Source organism: Pseudomonas sp. CFBP 13719, assembly GCF_014842095.1.
Lineage (GTDB): Bacteria > Pseudomonadota > Gammaproteobacteria > Pseudomonadales > Pseudomonadaceae > Aquipseudomonas.
The window spans coordinates 414,654-430,526 of the sequence record NZ_JACYVB010000002.1 but is presented as its reverse complement, the minus strand read 5'-3'; the positions used below and the strand labels follow the sequence as shown (position 1 = coordinate 430,526).

Genomic DNA, 15,873 nt, shown 5'->3' with positions numbered 1-15,873 from the left:
CTTACCTGGCTCCCCACCAATTTGCAGGAAAGAGAATCATGATGTGCGAAGACTCCAATCCACCGACCTACTACCTGATTCGAAGCCCCGAGGAAAACACGATTGAGGTCATGGAGCTTTATGATTCAGACTCGCACACTCTGCGTGAGTACACTCTGGCGTCGAGGAAAAGCTGGCCAACCCCCAGTGAAGCGACTCAGTACGGCATCCAGCTGGCTAAGGATGGCAAGGTGACGTTCAAACACGATCGCAACCTAGATCCTGAGTCCTACCAAGAGTCGATGTACCTCGACTGAGATGCAGTCAGTAGTCGCCCTTTGACCCGCCTTGATGCCAGGCGTAGGATTCTCAACTCTATTTAAGGGGGATCTCAAAAATGGGGCGGATAAAGTCAATCATAATGCTGGCGCTCGAACCCGATCTTTCCAAAGTTGAGAGCGGGGAAGTAGAGCCTTACCGGGTGTGCGTACCAGACCTCAAATTTGCAGAATTGAAAGCGTTTTTCGACGATGAGGTGCAAGCTGGTTTCAAGGTAGATCTGAGGATGACCGATGATTACCTTGACTGGGCCAGCCTGGAAGTCTCGAAAACAACGAAAGTAGGCATCCACGGCCTCTTGGATTACTGTGCAAAATCAGTGATGGCATCCCCACCAAAGAAAGGCCATCCCGGCGTTATTGATGTGTCCAAGGCTTGGGCAGCGGGGCCTTTGCTGCCAGACAGGTCAATGTGCGCTCCTCCCAAGGTTGTTTTCCTGGAGGCCTCTGCGGCAAGTATCATCAACATGGGCATTTGGATACATACCCTACAAAGCGCCTGCGGGGACTTCCAGAAAAAGAAGGGTATGAGCTTAAGCATAAGACAGGAACTGGAAAGGTTCTTTGGCCTTCCATTTCTTCCTTGCGCGATGGTTTCCCATCAGTCGGCTTTGACTTCCTCCCCGCCCTAAAGAGCGGGGATTCCTTCTGCAAGCGCCTGAAGTCCCAGGCGGGCAATGTTCCGTGCGGCGTTGACGTCTCGATCATGAATCGAACCGCAATCACTGCACGTCCACTGCCTTATTCCAAGTCCGGCTCTACCTTTCGGACTGCTGGGCGGATTAACACCACAGCACGAGCAGGTTTGGGTTGAAAACGCTTCGTTGACCACTGCAAACACCACTCCATGCCTGATGGCCTTGTACTGGAGTTGTGTTCTGAACGTCGACCAGGCGGCATCAAGCACGGATTTCGCCATGCTGGTTTTTGCCAGGGCCTTGGCGTTCACGTTGCCAACGAAGATGGCTGCGTGTCTCTTTACCAGCGCTGAAGTTTCACAATGGAGTGTGTTCTTGCGCTGGTTGGCGATGCGGGCGTGGATCGCCTTTATGCGCCGCGTTTTTCTGGCCCTTTGAGCGATCCCAAGGGCTGCTTGTGACTCTCGGTACCAGCGAGCAGGCTCGAATCTATCGCCGCTGCAATAGGTGGCCAAAGTCTTGAGGCCTAGGTCGATGCCCACGACCGAGGAGCCGGCAGGAACCCGCTTATCCACGACCTCGATCTTCACGGCAATATTCAAATACCAGCGACCCCTAGAATCCTCGTTGAAGCTGCCAGCCCTGAAGGTGTATTTCGACAGCCCGTAGGAATCCCACAGGCCAATATTGATACCGTTGAACCGTACCTGGCCATTTTTATAGGTCAGGGCGCGTGCTTTGAACGGCACCCAGCCCAAGGAGTATTTAGGCGATTTTCGATCACTCACCCGCCAATTGAGGCGCTGGCGTTTGAACTGCCTGAGCCTGGAAGCGAACTCTTCGCAGACCTGCTGCTGGGTGGCCGAACCAATGGATACGCCTTCGCATTTGCTGTAGCCGTTGGTGAGTTTCTGCAGGTCGAACCCCGAGAGCCACACCTTGGGTTTGTTGCAGTATCGCTTCAGGCTTCTGAACTGTGTCTCGTTACAGAAATTCCAGACCTGATTGACGTCGCGAGCCATCGCAAGCATCGTCTTGGCATGCTTGTCCTTGATTCTAAGCTTTAGGGTCTTGGTGATTTCCATGCAGGGAGAAGATTACCATTTATTGAAACCCTTCTGCTACACACCAAACTCAACAATAAGACTGATGACGCCTTTCGGCGTCCGTGCTCTTGACCCCGGACTGAACTCCGGGGCTTCCCACACGACTGGTGATTGAAGATCAGGCACAAAAAACCGCCCCCAAGGTGCGGTTTCTGTTTAGCAAGCTGATCAAACTGCGATTACGACCTTTTTGTCTCTGGTGTCGACATACTTGACGGACACCACCAGCACATTGTCTTCGACCTTGGCCGAAACGCTGCTGATTGGAACATCGGCATGGTAATCGATCTCTGTAGCACGCAAACGGTAATCACGCGTGAAGGCATGAGCACCCGACGCCGAGAAAAGCTGGGTCACCTGCATCGTCAAATACCCGTGGTGCTGATAGACCATGGTAGATACAGAGCCATTTATGGCGTCGTCTTCGCTGTAGCCAGGAAGATCAAAAAGATAGCGAGCGAGCTCTTCTGCCAACTCTGGGGCGATGATCTGGCGGGAGTGCTTGACTTCAAGCAGGCGATCAAGCGGTAGCAGGTCGCGCACAGCCATGGCGGTAAGCACCTTGCCTTCATGTGTGGCCTGATCCTTTGCGATCGCGAACACCAAGCCAAAAAGCTTGCCGGCTCTGATGGCCCAGAAGTCGGTGTCGGAGGTTCTGTGGCCGAACAATTCCAAGAAGAAGTCCTTCATTTCGTCGGCACTGGCGGTGTCCCAACGAAGCCCTGAGTATTTTTCAAGGATGTCGCTGCTTGCTACAGCCCCCGAAAAATCGCGAAGCGTTTCAAAATTGGGAATCACGTACTCGCGGCAAATCGGGTTAACGCTCAAGAAAACACCGTGCGCATTATGCTTGAGAGCGAGCTCTTCAACGGAAAGCTTGTCGCCAAGGCGGTAGCGCAATTCCGTATGGCCGCTCTCTGTGAATTCCTCAAATTGCAGCGGATGAGGGAAAATGCCTTCCCACTCAGCCTGAACCGAGGTCAGCGCATCCAGGGCGGTCGCAGCTTTGCGGAAAAAACTTGAAAGGGAGTTAACAGCTTTGAGGCGCAGATGATCTTTTGGCATGGGCAGAGCTCTTATTTTTATTGTTTCAGCAATTTATACCAAAACCGAGCTTTGCCCACAACCTCTTATCGTTGGCTCAGGCTCCGAAAGTCGTTACCTGTAGGGTGCTGATGCACGCGCAAGCCAAATTCCGGAAGGATTGCGAGAATGGCATCGAAGATATCGCTCTGCACGGCCTCAAATTCCACGAATGCCGTGTCGCCGCTGAAGCAGTAGATCTCAAGCGGAATGCCAGTAGGCGTTGGATCAAGCTGGCGAACCAAGAGCGTCATGTCCTGGCGAACCTTGGGGTGGTTACGCAGATAATTCTCGACGTAGGCTCGAAAGGTGCCCAGGTTCGTCAGCCTTCGAGTGTTGAGTGGATCACGGCCCCGGTCGTGGAGTCTGTTGTTCCAGCCTGCCACTTCATTTTCCTTTTCCTTGAAGTATTGTTTCAGCAAAGCGAAACGATGCAGGTGCTTTTTTTCTTCTGCATTAAGGTGATGAATACTAGTTTGGTCTATAAATATTGAGCGCTTGACCCTTCTGCCACCCTCAATATACATCTGTCGGTTGTTTTTAAATGGCGTAGTTATAAACAGCTTGGTGGGTATACTAATTAAAGTGTGATCGAATTGTTTTACGGTTACTGAGTGCAGGGCAATGTCTACCACCTCGCCGTTGGCATTAACTTGCGGCATCTCAATCCAGTCACCTATGCGAAGAATATCCCCTGATGTTATCTGCATAGAAGCGGAGAAGCTCTGAATTGAGTCCTGCATCACAAGCATCAGCACTGCAGCCATGGCGCCTAGGCCAGACAGCAGAATTAGGGGGCTTTTATCAACTAAAGCTGCAATGCAAAGTATTGTCGTGATGAGATAAAGTATAATCTTCACCACTTGCAGATAGCCTTTTATTGGGCGCAGGCGATTGGTGGGATTCTTGTTGTAGAGTGCACTTCCCAAGTCCAGCAGACCTGACAAAAATAGCGAGCAGCTGAGAATAATGAAGGCGGTGCATACATTGCCAAGCACAGCAACAAATGCCGGCTGAAGGCCTGGTATGAAAGTTGTACCCGCAGAGATAATGAATGCAGGTGCTGCATTTGCCAGTGGCGCTATGGCCCTGCCTGGAAGCGATTGGTTTTGGGTGAAAAGGGTGCGACTCAGCACGTAGCTGATACCGCGCATGATCACCCCCCTGAGTGCGGTATGTGCAAGCCAAGCCCCGGCCAGCAGTAGCAAACACATGCAGGCGGTGTAGGCGGTGGGATAGTGCTTGAGCCAGTCATTGGCGGTGTCGATGGGAGAAAAGGCAAGCAAATCAGCAAGCAGGGTCATTTCTAGTTATTTTCCGTAGGCATTGGGCCGCATACCAACCTGGTATGCATAGGGCCACTGGGTCACTGCACGCGCATTTGACCAGGGTGATGCAATATTATCGTAAACCATCATTCCATGTCATGACGATCTATGCTTCAATCCGCCGCAACACAACAATGGTTTGCCATCATGGACAAGCGATTCTTCGAAATACAGCGTTTAGGTTCTGAGTTTGGGTACAAATATAGCCTTGCTATGGAAAAAATCGACTGTTCATGGGCTGACTGCAATTATGTTCTGCACCAGATCGACGCCTTCTGGCTTGCAGCAGATCGCAAAGGCGTGCCTGTTGCCCTGGCGTGTGATCAGTGGCTTGATTTTGACGTTTTGGGTTTAGATTTTGGCTCTATCATTCGAACCGTCGGCGACATTCTCGCCTCCAGCGCTAGAGGCAGCCAACTCACTCATGCTGATGTTAACTCCTTCATCGCCCAGGCTCGAATGAGCAATTCAAAATACCAGCTTCGCCGGGAGCGGGAAGAGAGCGACGAGGAAGAGTAGGGGGAGGTCGCTGATTCTGCGTAGCAGACTGCATTTTTGGTTGAGACTTTTCGGTTGATGCAGTGGGCAGCTGAATTTTGACGCAAGCAGCGCTCCACACGCATTATCAAGAAAAAACCCAAGGATCCTTCCAATGCCTACTGACAAGAAAACCTACTCGCTGGACGACATCAAACCGATGTCTGCAATGAGCATCGAGCCGACCACTCCGGAAGACTACAAGGGTTTTCCATCACTGAGCCCTGAAGCCTCTGACAGCCTCTTCGCCAGGCTTGAGACCGGCTTTCAACAGATCATGGGCACAAACGCCAAAATGGATCTCACGCACCTGTATGGTGAGCCAGGAACTGAGAACCAGCAGTACTTCGTTGCTGAAGACGTCTTTGATCTTCTGCCTAAAAGCCAAACCATCAGTGGGGCAAACCCTGATGCCATCAACCTACCCTTGAGCGAAACACCTGCCGCTGACCTTTTGGGCCTGCCTGGCGAGAAAACCAAGACAGATGTCGTGCTTGATCGTCACCCTGACGCTGTGCGCATGCCCAAGGCGCGCATTGACCGGGACGACACTCTGGGATACCCAATGTAATGGAGTCCCTGCTATGCCCCTCTCAGGCATAGCGACAGCCGGCAAACCAGGATATATGGTTTGCTTGCAAAAAAGCCCTGGATCAACCGCAGCCGACCATGGTCGAAAGGCGACTCCCCCCGATGCCTTTCCCATTCATTCTGCGGCCACCTCAAATCCGGGCTTCTCAAACAGGACAGCGACTTGGTTCCCGAGGCCCTTATGCAGTCGCTACACCGGCAGACTGCTTACGCAACTCCAGTTCGGCGATCCGTGCTTCCAGGGAATAAAGAACTCCCTGGATGAGCGCTGAGCCACCTTGCTGATCATTCAGGGCGCTGTATTCGCCATGATGGTGCCTGGCTCGACCCAGTAGATGGTCGATGTCTTCAATGCTGATCGCGGCGTAGGTAATGCTGGGTAGGCTTGCCAATGCAGAATGGAATTCGGGTTGACGGAAGTCACAGTAGGGGCAGGCCAGACCTTGTTCGTCGGCCAGCAGCAGACCCATGTCGCCCCCTTCTTCCCCGTGGTAACTGTCGTGGCGTTGGCGGCATGTGAACTTGAGATCGGCCAAACCGTCCTTGATCCACAACTGGTGCTGATGGATGTAGTAGATCTGGTCTTGCGTGAGCGGGCCGACGATGCGGTCTGGGCCGTAGTTCAGCAGGGAAGGGGTCATGGCAGATTCCTCAATTTATTCTCAAACAACACTAGCATGATGATTTTTAGAGGTAAATCGATGATGTGTGAAGCTTCAGAGATCAGCCAGAGCTCACGGTCAGGGTAACGCGTCGAGTATGTCCCTGACGATACGTGGAAACGTGTTGATCATGGGTTCGCGCAGGTAGGGCTCCAAGGTTGACCTGAAAGGGGCAAGATCAAAGCCTTCTGGGACAATGGCAAAGGCTTGCAAGGAGATCGAAACATCCAGATTGAGATCCAGCTCCAATTGCTCGACCCATTCCTCGGAAATAACGCCCGCTACGCTCAATATTCGCTCAAGCTCAGGCTTTTCAACGTGTTCGAGCAATCTCCGAACCAGGGGCTCATAATCGAAGGGGAGCGGGTCAACGATGGCGAGAGCCGTTAGTGCGTTGGCGTGCAGCTCGCGAAATTTAGGCCCTATGATCGAGACGTTCAAGCCGCCGCCTACCTGTTGGGTCTTGAGCCAATCAACGTAGAGGCCCATCTGATGGTCAGGATGGCTTTGGGCAAGGATTCTTTTCCCTAGCCCATCGGCATCAGCGGCAAGCACTGAAAAGTGAGAGGGGTGAAAGTTTAGGGTTGTGCGCACCAGGTAGGCGGTTAGTGTATCGGCCACCCGATGCAGGTCGGCTTCGGGTGCACCAGCGGGATTGGCAAGCACCCGCCCTAACAGCTCAGCTTCTACGACGCCAAGCTGCTGGTGGTAGCGGATCATGGAAGGCCTTAGTGAAGAGAGGTGCCAAGGCTGGACTGCCGGCTTGGCAGGATCACCAATCGACTGATCACCGAATCCAGGAAGTTCATGGGCATGTTGGTCATCATCACGTCGCCTTCAAACCCCTCAAAGCGGTAGAAGCACTGAACGTCATCACCGACCACAAGGTGGTGACAGTACATCTGCTTGAGGACTTCGCTGGGCGCCATGGCTTTGAGGTCAGCCACCATTTTGGAGAAGCTCTCCATCCAGACTTCGTACTCGCGCACTTGGGCTTCGCCCATGCTGTCGCGCTCTTGTCCGAAGCGGTAGCGGCTTTCGATCAGGGTGTCCGAGAGCAAGCTGACTGCGCGCATGACAGGCTCGCTTGTGATGTTTTCAGCCCCACTGCCGAGCATTTCGAACAAGTAGTCGGCAGCATCGTCCAAGCGGCGGAAACGATCGTAACAGGAGGAGAAATCTTGAGCAGGCTCTGTGGTTGGGATGAAAACCTGCACATGACGCCCGGACTTCAGGTCGGTCAGAACACTGGAGAAGGCATTGACTTGATCATCGAACAGCATGTGCATGATAGAGCACTCGCGGTGAGTAAGGTCACTGCAATATATAGACAAAGGCATGCCTACGCAACCCTCCGTACGGCCATTTTTAGGTCTTGGCGTTGCCTCAAGCCATCGCCTGGCAATACACTGGTAAATACAACAACAAGACCGGTGATTTCATGCTCATCAACAACGTCAGGAGGTTCCTGGCCACCGCAGCAATGGTCGTTTGCGCCTCCATGTCCACCCATGCGTCTGCTGATGTCTCGATCGAACACAAACTCGATCCTGACGCAGCAATCACCTCCATGGATTTTTCCAAGACCCCTTATCTCAGTGGTGTAGATGCAGAAGGAAAATCGGTTCGATTCGTTGATTATGAACAGATGCCTTCCAAATACCGCTTGGCCCTATTGAGCCAGTCCGGTGGTGGCGCCATGAAATTCAAGGTGGGTGATCAGTCCTACTGCGCGGTCATCGTGCAGGACAACAAGGGCGAGGGTATGGTGAATCGCCACTTCATGATGAACAGCAACGAGGATTCTGAAAACACCTTCGTACAAGCCAATGTAAACCAGTTCTACCTGGCGGCGCATGAGCTCTCCCACTGCTTCAACAACAGCACCACCCAATCGGTCGACCAGCTGATCAAGATTCAAAATATCAATGCCTACAGTGGCTACGCCGAGCCCATTGGCATGATGGAAATCAGCATGCGAGAAACCTATGCAGATCTTTCTGCTGTGATGCTGGGCGCCAGCAAGACTGGCGACTGGACTGTCTTTACCGATGGAGTTATGCCCTACCGTGCCGGCCTTCCAGACACGACCCATATGACGTTGAATGCCTTATCCTCAATCATCAGCAAGGTCGATCCACGCATGGTCAAAGGCATGAACTTCAGCGAAGTGAATGTCCTGGTCAATGATTTGTTTCAGGCCAATTTCATGAACGCAGACCACCAAATCGATCTCAACAGTGTCGGAGCCCGGCGTATTGCTCAAGAGATGGAGTTTCTGGGGGAGCGCCTACGCCTGTATGCCCGATTGAAAGGCGTGGACAAAGATGACGCCATAAAGATGGTGAACAAAGCGAATGTGATGCGTGGATTCACTCGCCAGCTTTACGGAGAAAAGCTGGGTAACGCGACAGATTTTGCCCTGCTGACCGCCATGCAAATCGTTGATGCTCAGAGCCAGCAGGTTCTTGCTGAGAACACTGAGCTGACCGACAAGGCCTCTGGCTGGGTACTGACCAGCATCAGTCGGGGGACAGCTTACCGACAACAGGAATCCAGGGTGTTCTACAATGAGATGAGCAAGACACTCAGCGATTCAGCGAGTCTTGATCGGCAGGTTTCCATTGTCTCGACTTGGAAAGGCCAGGTCAGCAACGAGCTTTCTGCATCTTTGCTCAGTGACTCTTTGAGCACCCTTGTTGCTCAAGCAACAGCACCTGGCGTCGATCCCGCTCAGGACAGCGTGCGTGACGCAGTGGCCCAAAGCATTCAACACAAGCTTGCTTCTCTGCGCACTGGCGTGGTTTCAGCAGCCTCGAACCCCTCTGCGAAAGTGACCCTTAGGGAAACCTCGACACCTGGGCTGCATTAAAACCAAGAGGGCCAAAGCCCCGCCGACAGCGAGAAGGGCGGTGCTTTGCTCTCAAAGACCCAGGTCTGTACCAAATTCATGATCGCGGGCTTCATGACTGAGTGTCCTCATTGCGATGGCCTTAAGAGGGCTCCGAAAGAAACCTTCAATACAAGCCGCTGACTCTTCATCGTTGTGCCCCGCAAGATGCAGCCGAACCACCTTTTCGAGGAGGCGATCTTTTTCGGTTGCTGAAGCGAAGGAGTGATCATCGAAGACAGCTGCCATCACGACCCCATGATTGGCGACCTCATCAGGGATTTCGTCAACGGTGGAGCAGGCAGTAGCAGACTTGATCAACCTGCTATCGACTCGATGGCTTTCATCTTGCCCGCACGCATACGGCCAACCCACGTCTTGATGATGAAGCCAGTATTTGAGTACGCTGCCAAGCCAAATGCCCGAAGCATTTACATTGCCATCTCTGTACTGTCCGATGGTAATGAGTTCATGCCGGGTGAACGGGGTTCCTATCGCTTCTGCAAAGGCACAAAGGTCAATTGGCTCTGCGCAATAGTCCCCATCCAGCAGAAGACGCTTGGCCAGTTGTGGAGCTCCAAGCTCAGCTATTGCCTTCAGGTCGGCAAGGGATGCAAGGTCGTAGCTGTTACCACAGGGTCGATTCATTGTGGACAGATCGAGCAGCGGCGCTTCGATAGACTTCATGATTTGCTGAATATTCAGGCCAGTCTCATCCAATCTCGCCAGGCATCGAGCAAAATCATGATCGACGTAAAAATCACTCTTTTCAACCAGCTCAGCAGTGGCCAGAGCCATTATCAGCACTACAGCTGCATCGTGGTGCTTTTGATCAAGCAGAACGGCGACCAACTCAACGCAGTAGCGTCCTGTGAGGAAGATTTCTTCATCATCTTCATCGCCCATTGGTTCAAGAACGCCCCGGCGCACAAGCCCTTGAACAACCAGGTCGACATTTTCCGCCGTGATACCCTGTGACAAGGCTAGAGCTTGCTCAGCCGAGTATTCAAGATTTTTCAGCACAAAAGTCTTCATTTCTGGCAGCGCCCAGAGGCCATTGTATCCATAGGTTCTTTTGTACTGATGGGTGGCTACGGGACTCACCAAATCATCCAGCTGCTTCAGGCATGCGTTTGCGACTGCTCGGTAGCCTCTGCCGAAGGCTTGATCGATGAAGCCGTGGCATTCGACGGCAAGACTGGCAGCAATTACCCAGTCGCGCTGAACGAGCTGCGTGAACAGCTCATCATAAAGAGCCTGAAAGGCTTTGCGGGTGTAGGGGGTGCTCATGGCTCGGCTCTGGCTGTTCGAAGTCCCATCCTAACGTCCATTTGGATCGAGGCTCAAGGGGATCCTTCGACTTCCCACATAATTGCAGTGCACTGCTGGATTTAGCCTAGCTACAGACCTAAATCGATCGCCATTTCGAGATCTTTGTCCGGAAATACGGCTACCTGCAAATTTCTTGGCAAGCCTTCTCGCATAACCGTCATGCATTTTCTTGTTTCATCGGTTCCTGAATAACCCTCTGCGTAAAGCACCGCCGCCTGGCGCATAATGCGTTCTCGCTCAGCGTTGTTCTTGAAAGGGTGACATCTGTAGGCGTGCGAGAGTGCATGGACGTGATTTTCCATCCCAAGTGTTGTGTTCCTGGAATAGGCAAGAATTGACTTGGTCAGCCGCTGCTGAGCACTGTCACCCCCATCCAGCTTATTGAGGAAAGGCCAGGGAGTTTCTGGGTTTTCGATCCAGTAAGACAGCGCATTGCTGAACCAGACGGTGGTGTCCCCCTCGTAGTTGACACGATAGTTGCCCATATCTATCAGCTCTTCGCGACTGAAAGGGCCTCCGAGGGCCGCTGCCACTTCGGTCAATTTCACGGGATGGCTGATGTAGTCCCCTGTGATGAAGAGCATTCGGGCAAGATCGTTCGCGCCAAGTGCAGATAGGTCATACAGATCGTCCAAAGGAGCGGGAGTGAACCGTGCGGGGCCTTTTTTGGGAGTGGTGCGCATCATTGCGGCAAGTTTTCCCAGCGGCTCCTCTATGCCCCCCAACACCTCACGCCCTACACTTGTTCGACCAACGCGCAACAAGGCCTGAACAAATTGGCTGTCCACAAAGAAATTGCTGGATTCCAATTCCTTGGCATTCGACAACGCTTTGATCAGCTCAGCAGCCGGCTCATTAAGACCCCCGTCCAACAGCGAATGGATCAATTGGACGCTAGGTTGAGGCTTGGGTTGAGAGAAGTCGTTTCCATTCGGGGGCTCAAGCACGCCTCGGCGGATCAACCCGCCAATGACCACTGACCCTGTAGCGTGCGTGAGATGATCGACCAGCATCAGGGTTTGAGCTGGGGCCAGCTCCAGATGCTTGAAGATGAGCGATCTCATTGCTGGGAGTTGCAAGAGGTCGCTGAGACTATGAGATTGATCCTGAACTTGACTGTCATCAGCCGGCACCAGTTGATCCAAGAGCCCTCTGGCCTGGTTGGCAACCTCATCCTGGCCTTGTTGATGCGCCGCTGTAATGAAGCGCTGGCAATCAACTGCCAGGCTCGAAGCTATGGGCCAGTCTCGTTGGATCACCTGCAGGAGAAGTTCATCACACAGGGGCTTGAAGTCGTCGATGCTGATGGCCCGGCTCATGGAGAATCCTTTGGAATCTTTTTTCCATGCTAACCCGCTGGGGCGCCTGGGCTCAACGCTTTAACTCCTTGGTCTGGTCGTCGCTTTAGCCATATAATGAGAAAATAGCAAGGAAACGCTCAAAGCGGGAGTCAATGTGGCCAGGTACACCTTCTTCAAGGATGCAGATCCCTCAGTGCTTTCAGCTCATAGGCAAAAACAGCTGCAGGATTTTGCCAATCACTTCGGCCCTCTTGCCAGTTCATACGGCTATGTTGATTCGGACGTCGTCTCCATCCTGCATAGCCTGCAGCCAGATCACTATTTCCTGCTCGATGAACTGAAAAAGACCGGACTTCATGATTTGGAAGACCCGCGAGTCGATCTGATGCCTTTGCTCTTGGATGAGGGGGTCGACCTGCTCATGGACGTTCACTACTATTACCCCTTCGAGATGGCTGAGTGGAAGGAAGAAGTCAGCAAGGGCGGGATTCACCTGGCCCATTTCAGAATGGCAATGCCCAATCACGCAGACCAAGTCGCAGCCACTTTGCAGGTCTGCGATTCCGCTAACGTGGGCGAAGTAAACTCCAGCGTGGAATCGCTCACGATCACCGAGCTATCAGCCTTCCGATTCGACGACAGCGACTTGCTTCAGTTTCGGGATGAGCCCAGCGATGTTCAGGGATTCACCCTTGGCCAGATCGCAAAAGGGTTTTGGCTGGATGACTCAGAAGAGAAGTGGTCGGTTGCAAGCTTCAACAAGATCATCAACAAAATGGTTGAGCTGCGGGTCAATGTGCTCGTACCCAACACAGCGGCGCATTGGTCTCAACACCTGTCGATGGTGTGTCGAGAACACTTGCCGATTGCGTACAACATGGGTTATCGAATGGCAGCGTCCGGGGCAGACATCGCCGTAGTCGTGGGTCGCATGGAAAAGCTCATCGCCAAGTGCACCACTACCATCAAATCGAATCCGACACTCTGCTCGGCCATCAGGCGCCAGGCGCTGGTAAACTTCTGTAGCGCATTCCCTGAGGGCTTGAAGCTCATCGATGCGAGCCCCGGCGAGCTGTATGGTTGCAACAAAGGTCAAATTCACATCGGCTCTCACCTCGATCAAACAATGGAGGTGTTCGGTGGCCCCTTGCAGGCATTTACCTTTCGCCTGGCAAACGTTCAAGATGATTGCAGAGCCCAGATTGCCAGGTCGCTCAACGAGAGAGGCCTTGGCTTCAAAATCGAATACCTTAAGGATGCCAGGAGCGCGTTGCTGATGCTCAAGATGCCCGAGGTTTTCGACGGGCTTGAGCACCCATCCCCTGTCATTCAGGAGCAAGGCCTGGATTGGTTTATCGAGCTTGGCGGAATGCTGAAGTCTGTCGCTCTCAGCAAAGACTGGTTGAAACGCATCTTCACACCTGCGAGTGTCGTTCATTATCCTGACGTCGTGTTGCTTTCGGTGGTTGAGTCGGCTATCACTCATGACCTGTCTGGCGACCTGACAGCCATTTTCAGGGCTCGCCCTCAATTGGTTGCGCCTGCCCTCGATATGTTGATGCAGCAAGACAAGGTGAATCTGCAGTTTTTCGATGCTTTTGGATTTGATCGCCATGAGCTCAAGATCGCCGGCAACAAGGCCAGCAGTCAATTGATCGATCGACAATTTGGGGCGGATCTCGGGCTATGAAACTGAACGCGCTTTTCTCAGTGGCCAGGGCGGATGCCTACGCAATGGATTCGCAAATCAAGATTGAGCGCATACTTCTGGTGCTTAACTCCTACCTGGCTAGCCGGTATGGCGAAAACGAGCCTGCTTACGGCTCGCTGCGAGCGCTGCTGATGCACCATCCTGACGAGTTCCAAAGCCAGGTGATACCAGGCCTGGATGAGGCTCTTGGCAACGGAGAGAGCTCTGAGCCTGTGCGCGAATCATTTGATCTGCTCACCGGTTTCCATCTTGACGGGGGTGACCCCGTATTCCTTTACACGATTCTTGAGCCTTACATGAGTGGCGTGTGTGGAGTGAAGGCCCAGACCCTTCTTGCCAATGAATTTCAGGGATCTGCGAGCAAGATTTTGATTGAGCAAAATATCCTAGACCCCGACATCGCTCTTCAAGGTTTGCGCACCTGGATTCGATACTGCCTCCATGATGCAGTAAGCAATAAAAAGGTCGTTCCAGGACTTGGCTTGATGTCATGGGCCATTTTTGAAGCAAAAACCGGCATGCGCGCCACTACCCCCATCCATAACACCTACGTTTCCTACTTCATGGACGACGGCATTGAGCCAGAAGAAATAGCCGAGATTGCTCAGAGCCTTGTGCTCCAGGCCGGGGCGGATTTCAGCACCTATGACCAAGGCGGCTTTGAGAACTGGCTCAGGGAGGACTATCTCATTGACATGTTGGTCTACAACCCTGCGCTTGCCTGCTGTCTAAAGGGCATGCCTACAAGCCTGATCGTCGAGCGGATTAGCCCGCTTATCTCCATCTTGCTTCGCGATCAGGAGGCAAGAAGGGAGTCCGCAGGTACCGCGACCCTGTGCGTGAGGCAGGGCATAGTAAATGCACTTTGCCTGTTTCCCGAGCGCCTTAGGGAGATTGGTGTTCAAGCCCATGAAATTGCAGGGGGCCACATCAGCGCAGTCGAAATCAATCGATCCCTGGCAGCCACCAACAGGCTGACATGCTCGCCAGTGGATGCATTTCAGCTCAATGCTTGTGAGCGATGGCTGGCTATCAGAACACTGGATCGACTTGAAGAACGCGGGCTAGCGCCTGACATGAATCTCAGCGCAGTCGCCGCACTGCAAAGCCGAGTCAAGCCTACAGTGTTGCTCAAAGCCGTGTCGGCACAGATAAAGCTCAAAGTGTTGGAGGCGTTCTTTGAGGGCGTCGATCCAGGAGAGGTTTCCAGCCAGGAACACCCTCAAATGCGGGCAATCATCGATAATCTGCACCTTCCGGCCTACAGCGAGCTCTCTCGACTGAACATGGCCCTCATGCTGGTTCACAGGGCAATCGATGTGCAGGCATCAAGATCAGAAAGGGGTCTCAAAAGAAACAATCTAGTGACCCTGACGTTCAGAAGCCCCCGAAAGATTGTGACTGACTGGGACAGGGCGATGCCCATCGTTCTCAAGGTGTTTGAGCAGAAGGGGATGTATTCCTACCACATGATGACGTGGGCCGGCTTCGACAGCTCAGTGCTGAAAATACTCAGCCCAGAAGCTCCTCGCAGAATCCGCGATGAGTTCATTGCCCAGGATCTGGGGCTCTAGAAGCTGGCGCTGATCTCAAAGTCCAGGTTGCCCACCAGGTAATCGCGAAGATAGGCCCGGACACCGGCCTGCTTGAGCAGCCTTCCCCAGCTGTGGATCTTGTAGGTGTGCCCCACCATCTCGATATTCATGCCGTAATCAGTGACCAGCTGCCGAATGTAAAGCTTCACCTTGCTCTCCTGAAGGCCGGTGAGCTGGGCGATCGCCTTCCCGGTTGGCTTGTCCAGGGCGTCGATAGCGCCAGCGGCCAGGAAGAAGCGGGCAGGGTGCGCCTTGGGTATGCGCAATGTGGATGTATCGTTCACGGGTGGTTCCCTATTGCTCTGAGGCCTTGAACTTGGAATGCGGCTCGGGTGTAGCTCTGTTGCAGTGGCTCATCACGCTCAACAGAGCTGAGCATCACCTTTGAGATACTTACCCCGGTTTCTCGCTCGTGCTGTCGAAGTGAGCGGGTGATGCCGTGAACTACTTTCCTGGACAACCCTGAGAAAGCTGCTCTGGTCTCAGGCATGTGTTGTTCCCAAAAATCCTGCATAGCAGGGTCACCCGACAGAAGACCATAGGCCTGGCCAATCCTGAGCTTCCAGCCAGAAAAAAGCAGCCACATCTGCTCGATGGTGATGATATCTGCATCGGCAAGGACAACCACTTCGCACTGCGCCTCTTCCAGCAGTAAGGCCTTGAGCTTCTTGCTTGAGATATCCAGGCCGCTGTCCTGCCCAAGCGCGACCGCAAGCTCGGAGAGCAGATCGTTCAGCAAAATATCGGGTTCGGTCATTACATTTGCCTGAGCTTGAAATTAC

Annotated in this window: 17 protein-coding genes; 7 read left to right on the top strand and 10 right to left on the bottom strand. The window is 53.1% G+C overall.

The genetic code is table 11. The features are described from left to right. Positions 1-38: 38 nt before the first annotated feature. Together IFT57_RS07440 and IFT57_RS07435 are read left to right on the top strand one after the other, a co-directional pair. Positions 39-296, top strand: a complete 258-nt coding sequence (locus IFT57_RS07440; protein ID WP_197982704.1) for a hypothetical protein — start codon at positions 39-41, stop codon at positions 294-296. Positions 297-400: 104 nt separating this feature from the next. Next, positions 401-949 (top strand): hypothetical protein, encoded by a 549-nt coding sequence (locus IFT57_RS07435; RefSeq protein WP_241032689.1) that lies wholly within the window; start codon positions 401-403, stop codon positions 947-949. Here the strand turns inward: IFT57_RS07435 and IFT57_RS07430 are convergent. The 3 genes from IFT57_RS07430 to IFT57_RS07420 all read right to left on the bottom strand — a co-directional run bounded on the left by IFT57_RS07430 (position 946) and on the right by IFT57_RS07420 (position 4,448). Beyond that, positions 946-2,040 (bottom strand): RNA-guided endonuclease InsQ/TnpB family protein, encoded by a 1,095-nt coding sequence (locus tag IFT57_RS07430; protein ID WP_192151023.1) that lies wholly within the window; start codon positions 2,038-2,040, stop codon positions 946-948. The two genes, IFT57_RS07435 and IFT57_RS07430, sit on opposite strands and share 4 nt — an antisense overlap. Positions 2,041-2,229: 189 nt before the next feature. Beyond that, on the bottom strand, positions 2,230-3,126 hold the full coding sequence (locus IFT57_RS07425; RefSeq protein WP_192092491.1) for a hypothetical protein: 897 nt from the start codon (positions 3,124-3,126) through the stop codon (positions 2,230-2,232). Between the two features lie 65 nt (positions 3,127-3,191). After that, entirely contained in the window at positions 3,192-4,448 is a 1,257-nt protein-coding gene (locus tag IFT57_RS07420; protein ID WP_122531107.1) for a mechanosensitive ion channel family protein, read from the bottom strand. 171 nt (positions 4,449-4,619) lie between these two features. Between IFT57_RS07420 and IFT57_RS07415 the strand changes: the two genes are divergently transcribed. Next, positions 4,620-4,991 (top strand): hypothetical protein, encoded by a 372-nt coding sequence (locus IFT57_RS07415; RefSeq protein ID WP_192092493.1) that lies wholly within the window; start codon positions 4,620-4,622, stop codon positions 4,989-4,991. Between the two features lie 133 nt (positions 4,992-5,124). Further along, positions 5,125-5,580, top strand: coding sequence for a hypothetical protein (locus IFT57_RS07410; RefSeq protein ID WP_192092496.1), 456 nt, complete (start codon positions 5,125-5,127; stop codon positions 5,578-5,580). 199 nt (positions 5,581-5,779) lie between these two features. On the opposite strand, the gene IFT57_RS07405 is transcribed toward IFT57_RS07410, so the two are convergent. The 3 genes from IFT57_RS07405 to IFT57_RS07395 form a co-directional block, all read right to left on the bottom strand. Further along, entirely contained in the window at positions 5,780-6,241 is a 462-nt protein-coding gene (locus tag IFT57_RS07405; protein ID WP_122531110.1) for a hypothetical protein, read from the bottom strand. 99 nt (positions 6,242-6,340) lie between these two features. Next, on the bottom strand, positions 6,341-6,982 hold the full coding sequence (locus IFT57_RS07400) for a hypothetical protein (protein ID WP_122531111.1): 642 nt from the start codon (positions 6,980-6,982) through the stop codon (positions 6,341-6,343). A gap of 8 nt (positions 6,983-6,990) precedes the next feature. Next, the gene (locus IFT57_RS07395; RefSeq protein WP_122531112.1) at positions 6,991-7,551 is read right to left on the bottom strand and encodes a hypothetical protein; all 561 of its coding nucleotides are present in this window, start codon (positions 7,549-7,551) and stop codon (positions 6,991-6,993) included. Between the two features lie 92 nt (positions 7,552-7,643). Here IFT57_RS07395 and IFT57_RS07390 point away from each other — a divergent pair, with 92 nt between their 5' ends. Continuing rightward, complete coding sequence (locus IFT57_RS07390; RefSeq protein ID WP_241032691.1) at positions 7,644-9,134, top strand: hypothetical protein; 1,491 nt, start codon at positions 7,644-7,646, stop codon at positions 9,132-9,134. Between the two features lie 51 nt (positions 9,135-9,185). Here the strand turns inward: IFT57_RS07390 and IFT57_RS07385 are convergent, their stop codons facing one another. After that, positions 9,186-10,442 carry a hypothetical protein gene (locus IFT57_RS07385; protein WP_122531113.1) on the bottom strand — a complete coding sequence of 419 codons (1,257 nt, stop codon included), beginning with the start codon at positions 10,440-10,442 and terminating at the stop codon, positions 9,186-9,188. Positions 10,443-10,552: 110 nt separating this feature from the next. Continuing rightward, positions 10,553-11,803 carry a hypothetical protein gene (locus IFT57_RS07380; RefSeq protein ID WP_122531114.1) on the bottom strand — a complete coding sequence of 417 codons (1,251 nt, stop codon included), beginning with the start codon at positions 11,801-11,803 and terminating at the stop codon, positions 10,553-10,555. 136 nt (positions 11,804-11,939) lie between these two features. On the opposite strand from IFT57_RS07380, the gene IFT57_RS07375 reads away from it, so the two are divergent. Then, a complete protein-coding gene (locus IFT57_RS07375) occupies positions 11,940-13,475 on the top strand; it encodes a hypothetical protein (RefSeq protein ID WP_122531115.1) in 1,536 nt (511 codons plus the stop codon). Beyond that, the gene (locus IFT57_RS07370; RefSeq protein WP_192092500.1) at positions 13,472-15,070 is read left to right on the top strand and encodes a hypothetical protein; all 1,599 of its coding nucleotides are present in this window, start codon (positions 13,472-13,474) and stop codon (positions 15,068-15,070) included. The genes IFT57_RS07375 and IFT57_RS07370 overlap by 4 nt, the downstream gene beginning before the upstream one ends. Here IFT57_RS07370 and IFT57_RS07365 read toward each other — a convergent pair. Both IFT57_RS07365 and IFT57_RS07360 read right to left on the bottom strand, forming a co-directional pair. After that, complete coding sequence (locus tag IFT57_RS07365) at positions 15,067-15,375, bottom strand: hypothetical protein (protein WP_122531117.1); 309 nt, start codon at positions 15,373-15,375, stop codon at positions 15,067-15,069. The genes IFT57_RS07370 and IFT57_RS07365 overlap by 4 nt on opposite strands. Beyond that, positions 15,372-15,848, bottom strand: a complete 477-nt coding sequence (locus IFT57_RS07360) for a hypothetical protein (protein WP_122531118.1) — start codon at positions 15,846-15,848, stop codon at positions 15,372-15,374. Before IFT57_RS07360 ends, IFT57_RS07365 begins: the two co-directional genes overlap by 4 nt. Positions 15,849-15,873: the final 25 nt, after the last annotated feature.

Excerpts from the sequence above, each read along its gene's own strand:
- IFT57_RS07440 (WP_197982704.1), top strand. The coding sequence starts at position 39 with ATGATGTGCGAAGACTCCAATCCACCGACCTACTACCTGATTCGAAGC.
- IFT57_RS07435 (WP_241032689.1), top strand. The coding sequence starts at position 401 with ATGCTGGCGCTCGAACCCGATCTTTCCAAAGTTGAGAGCGGGGAAGTA.
- IFT57_RS07430 (WP_192151023.1), bottom strand. The coding sequence starts at position 2,040 with ATGGAAATCACCAAGACCCTAAAGCTTAGAATCAAGGACAAGCATGCC.
- IFT57_RS07425 (WP_192092491.1), bottom strand. The coding sequence starts at position 3,126 with ATGCCAAAAGATCATCTGCGCCTCAAAGCTGTTAACTCCCTTTCAAGT.
- IFT57_RS07420 (WP_122531107.1), bottom strand. The coding sequence starts at position 4,448 with ATGACCCTGCTTGCTGATTTGCTTGCCTTTTCTCCCATCGACACCGCC.
- IFT57_RS07415 (WP_192092493.1), top strand. The coding sequence starts at position 4,620 with ATGGACAAGCGATTCTTCGAAATACAGCGTTTAGGTTCTGAGTTTGGG.
- IFT57_RS07410 (WP_192092496.1), top strand. The coding sequence starts at position 5,125 with ATGCCTACTGACAAGAAAACCTACTCGCTGGACGACATCAAACCGATG.
- IFT57_RS07405 (WP_122531110.1), bottom strand. The coding sequence starts at position 6,241 with ATGACCCCTTCCCTGCTGAACTACGGCCCAGACCGCATCGTCGGCCCG.
- IFT57_RS07400 (WP_122531111.1), bottom strand. The coding sequence starts at position 6,982 with ATGATCCGCTACCACCAGCAGCTTGGCGTCGTAGAAGCTGAGCTGTTA.
- IFT57_RS07395 (WP_122531112.1), bottom strand. The coding sequence starts at position 7,551 with ATGCACATGCTGTTCGATGATCAAGTCAATGCCTTCTCCAGTGTTCTG.
- IFT57_RS07385 (WP_122531113.1), bottom strand. The coding sequence starts at position 10,442 with ATGAGCACCCCCTACACCCGCAAAGCCTTTCAGGCTCTTTATGATGAG.
- IFT57_RS07380 (WP_122531114.1), bottom strand. The coding sequence starts at position 11,803 with ATGAGCCGGGCCATCAGCATCGACGACTTCAAGCCCCTGTGTGATGAA.
- IFT57_RS07370 (WP_192092500.1), top strand. The coding sequence starts at position 13,472 with ATGAAACTGAACGCGCTTTTCTCAGTGGCCAGGGCGGATGCCTACGCA.
- IFT57_RS07360 (WP_122531118.1), bottom strand. The coding sequence starts at position 15,848 with ATGACCGAACCCGATATTTTGCTGAACGATCTGCTCTCCGAGCTTGCG.